This is a genomic window from Cognatilysobacter lacus, from assembly GCF_008274655.1.
Lineage (GTDB): Bacteria > Pseudomonadota > Gammaproteobacteria > Xanthomonadales > Xanthomonadaceae > Cognatilysobacter > Cognatilysobacter lacus.
This window is the reverse complement of record NZ_VTRV01000202.1, coordinates 1-3,610: the sequence shown is the minus strand read 5'-3', so window position 1 is coordinate 3,610 and position 3,610 is coordinate 1. Positions and strand designations below refer to the sequence as shown.

The 3,610-nt window shown below is 68.3% G+C and carries 4 protein-coding genes and 1 other RNA gene; all 5 read right to left on the bottom strand.

The genetic code is table 11. The features are described from left to right. Window positions 1-97 precede the first annotated feature (97 nt). Entirely contained in the window at window positions 98-364 is a 267-nt protein-coding gene (ftsL, locus tag FW784_RS13060; protein ID WP_149353764.1) for a cell division protein FtsL, read from the bottom strand. Then, window positions 361-1,299 carry a 16S rRNA (cytosine(1402)-N(4))-methyltransferase RsmH gene (gene rsmH, locus FW784_RS13055; protein ID WP_149353763.1) on the bottom strand — a complete coding sequence of 313 codons (939 nt, stop codon included), beginning with the start codon at window positions 1,297-1,299 and terminating at the stop codon, window positions 361-363. Before rsmH ends, ftsL begins: the two co-directional genes overlap by 4 nt. A gap of 11 nt (window positions 1,300-1,310) precedes the next feature. Then, window positions 1,311-1,757, bottom strand: a complete 447-nt coding sequence (gene mraZ, locus FW784_RS13050; protein WP_149353765.1) for a division/cell wall cluster transcriptional repressor MraZ — start codon at window positions 1,755-1,757, stop codon at window positions 1,311-1,313. Window positions 1,758-2,106: 349 nt separating this feature from the next. After that, window positions 2,107-2,456: RNase P RNA component class A (gene rnpB / locus FW784_RS13045), an RNA gene on the bottom strand. Window positions 2,457-2,573: 117 nt separating this feature from the next. Further along, entirely contained in the window at window positions 2,574-3,401 is an 828-nt protein-coding gene (gene rsmI, locus FW784_RS13040) for a 16S rRNA (cytidine(1402)-2'-O)-methyltransferase (protein WP_149353762.1), read from the bottom strand. Window positions 3,402-3,610 lie beyond the last annotated feature (209 nt).

The window sequence follows — 3,610 nt, the reverse complement described above, 5'->3', positions numbered from 1 at the left end:
GAACCGCCGCCGCCGCCGAGCAGCGCGCGCAGGCGACGCAGCGGATCGCCACCCTTGCGGCGCTCGTTGCGGACGCGGCGGATGTCGCCCTGCGTCCTCATGGGCGGATCACCACGATGTCGTTGCCTTCCGGGAACTTCATGCCGAGCCGGTCGCGCGCGACCTGGTCGATGCGGTTGGATTCCGCCCACGTCGCCTGCTCGAGCTGCAGGCGGCCGAATTCGATGTTCAGGTCGTCGCGCGCCTTCTCGAGCTTGGTGGCCTGCACGAACAGCTGCCGATGGTGCTGGCGCGTCTCGACCACCGCGAGTGCGGTGACCACGTTGGCGACGATCAGCGCGGCGAGGACGGCGCGCAGGATCATGCGGCCACCGCCAGCTTCTCGGCGACTCGCAACACCGCGCTGCGCGCGCGCGGGTTGATCGCGAGCTCGGCGTCGTCGGCCTTGAGCGCGCCGTGCACATCGCGCAGCGTCGGCGTGAACTCGACTTCCACGGGCATGCGCCGGTTGCCGGCCGGGCCCTTGGCGTGGCGCGCGATGAACTGCTTGACGATGCGGTCTTCCAGCGAATGGAAGCTGATCACGACGAGCCGGCCACCGGGCTTGAGGCGCTCGAACGCGGCGTCGAGGCCATCCTCGAGATCGCCGAGCTCGCGATTGATGAAGATGCGGATCGCCTGGAACGAGCGCGTGGCCGGATGGATCTTCTGGTCGCCGCGCGGAACCACCGAGGCGATGAGATCGGCAAGCTGCGCAGTGCGCTCGATCGGCGCCTCCGCGCGGCGCGCGACGATCGCGCGGGCGATGCGGCGGCTCTGGCGCTCTTCGCCGAAGGTCCAGAGCACGTCGGCGATTTCGCGGTCCGTGGCACTGTTGAGCCATTCGGCTGCGCTGACACCCGAATCGGGGTCCATGCGCATGTCGAGCGGGCCGTCCTTGCCGAACGAGAAACCGCGCTCGGCGACGTCGAGTTGCGGCGACGAGACGCCGAGATCGAACAGCACGCCGTCGAGGCCCGCTGCGGTCGCGTCCCACTGCGCGAGTTGCGCGAAGCTGCCGCGGAAGATGGACACGCGCGGATCGGCGCCGAACTCGCGCTCGGCGACGCTGATCGCCTCGGGATCCTTGTCCATCACCAGCAGACGCCCCTTGGGCCCCAGTCGCTCCAGGACACCCCGGGCGTGCCCGCCGCGCCCGAACGTGCCGTCGAGATACGTTCCATCCCCTGACACCCGCAGGCCATCCAGGACCTGCGCGTACATCACCGGGAGGTGGCCTGTGGACGCCGTGCGTCCCATGCCACCGGCCGTCACAGCTGGAGATCCAGCAAGCCGTCGCTCAGATCGTCGTCAGAGATCGTCTGGCGGATCTGGGCGTGGTGGGCTTGCTCGCTCCACAGTTCGAATTTGTCGCCCATGCCCAACAGCACCGCGCGCTTCTCGATTCCAATCGCGGCGCGGTGGCTTGCCGGCACGCTGATGCGGCCGTTGCTGTCCGGCTCGACGAACGTGGCCGCGCCGACCAGCTTCAGCTGGAAGATGCGGCTGGTGCGCTTTGTCTTCGGCAGCGCATTGACCTGGTCGCGCACGCGCTCCCAGACCGGCTGCGGATAGAGGTACAGCGAACCGGGTTCGAAGGGGTTGTAGGTGAAGACAAGACGGCCCTCGCATTCACGCGCAATGACGTCGCGGTAAGCAGTTGGAACCGCCATCCGGCCTTTGTCATCGATGGTGATTGCGGTTTCGCCCTGAAACACGGATCGGTCCCCTCGGTCGCCCGTCTTCACGCGAGCTTGATCGGAGTGAGGAAAACCACAAAAGACCGGGCTTTCCCACAGGAACCCACCTTATGCCCCACCCAAAGCGTTGTCAACAATACGGCGCGATGATTTTCCCAAGTGAAGTCAACGACTTGCGGGACACTTGAGATACTTGTTCAAGCTTTATCCACAAGCCCCTGTTTTGTCTCAGGAGTTGAGACAGAAGGAATCCGGGCGGGCATCGTCACCGGATGTCCACAGGCGCCACAGCCGGCTTCACGGGACATGCCGCCCGTCGGCGCTCCCACTAGGGCCGCTTGGCGAATTCATCGGTCAGCAAGGAAAGCGGCGGAGCCGGCCGGTAAGCCGGGTTCTGTCGTGGACAGTCATTCCTCTAGGCGAGGCGTCACCGCCTGCGCTCAAGCAACCTACCCGGAGGCACCGCGGGCCGCGGCATAGCCTCCCTATTTGGTCTTGCTCCCGGTGGGGTTTGCCGTGCCGGTCCGTTGCCGGACTCGCGGTGCGCTCTTACCGCACCGTTTCACCCTTGCCTGTGCCCTTGCGGGCCATCGGCGGTCTCTCTCTGTTGCACTTTCCGTCGGCTCGCGCCGCCCAGGCGTTACCTGGCACCGTGCCCTGTGGAGCCCGGACTTTCCTCGGCATTCTTGCGAATGACGCGACTGTCTGGCCGACTCCGCCTCGGTGGATTCTACGGGAGTGGCAGGCGAACCACGGCGTTTCGCTTCGCGGCGCCAGCGCCCGCCTGAAGCCCGACGCCGCGCGACCGGCGCGGCCCCTTCCCCCCAGGCCCGGTCAGCCTGGCTCCGCCCCGTACAGCGCCTTGCGCGGCGCGCCGGTCAGCTCGGCAGCCACTTTGGCGGCCTGGGAGGGTTTCATGTGTTCGCAGAGCTTCGCGTAGACGCGCCGGCCCTCGGCGAGCAACGCATCCGCGTCCTCGCCCGCACCCTCGACGATCACCACGAATTCCCCCCGTCGCTGGTTGGGGTCGGCCGCCACCCGCGCCTGCAGCGACGGCAGGTCGCCGTCCAGTACCGTCTCGAAGAGCTTGGTGAGCTCGCGTCCGACCACGGCGTGGCGCGGCCCGAACACCGTTACGAGGTCGGCCAGCGTCTCCTCGATGCGATGCGAGGCCTCGTAGAAAATCAGCGTGCGTGGCTCGGCGACCAGGGCGGTCAGCCGCTCGCGGCGTGCCGAGCCCTTGGTAGGCAGGAAGCCTTCGAACGCGAAACGGTCCGAGGCGATGCCCGCCACGCTCAGTGCGGCGATCGCCGCACAGGCGCCGGGCACCGGGGACACACGGATGCCCGCCTCGCGGGCTGCGCGCACCAGTCGGAAGCCCGGGTCGCTGACCAGCGGGGTGCCTGCGTCGCTGACCAGCGCGAGGGACTGCCCGCCCAGCAGGCGCGCCACCAGTTGAGAGGCCTGGGCCATCTCGTTGTGCTGGTGCAGCGCGATCAGCGTCTTCTCGACGCCGAAGTGCGCCAGCAGCTGGCGCGTATGCCGCGTGTCCTCGGCGCAGATGGCGTCGACCGCCTGCAATGTCTCGAGCGCGCGGGCGCCGAGGTCGCCGAGGTTTCCGATCGGGGTGGCCACAACGTGGAGCGTGCCGGGGGTCTGCATCGTGGTCCTACACGGGGCGCGGGTAGAATCCTAACCCGGTCCCCGCCGTCGTCCTCGCGCATGTCGCCCACTCCGCTCCGCCTCCCCTTTCGTCCACTCGCCCGCCTCGCCGTCGCGTTGCTGGCATCGGCCCTCCTTTTCGGTTGCGCGCCCGCGCCAACGCGCACCGGGCCCGCCACGCCGGTGGTCGTCGAACGCGACGCCGTGCG

What these genes read in the sequence shown, in the direction of transcription:
- rsmI (WP_149353762.1), bottom strand. Translation starts at nt 3,401, where the DNA reads ATGCAGACCCCCGGCACGCTCCACGTTGTGGCCACCCCGATCGGAAAC.
- rsmH (WP_149353763.1), bottom strand. Translation starts at nt 1,299, where the DNA reads ATGGGACGCACGGCGTCCACAGGCCACCTCCCGGTGATGTACGCGCAG.
- ftsL (WP_149353764.1), bottom strand. Translation starts at nt 364, where the DNA reads ATGATCCTGCGCGCCGTCCTCGCCGCGCTGATCGTCGCCAACGTGGTC.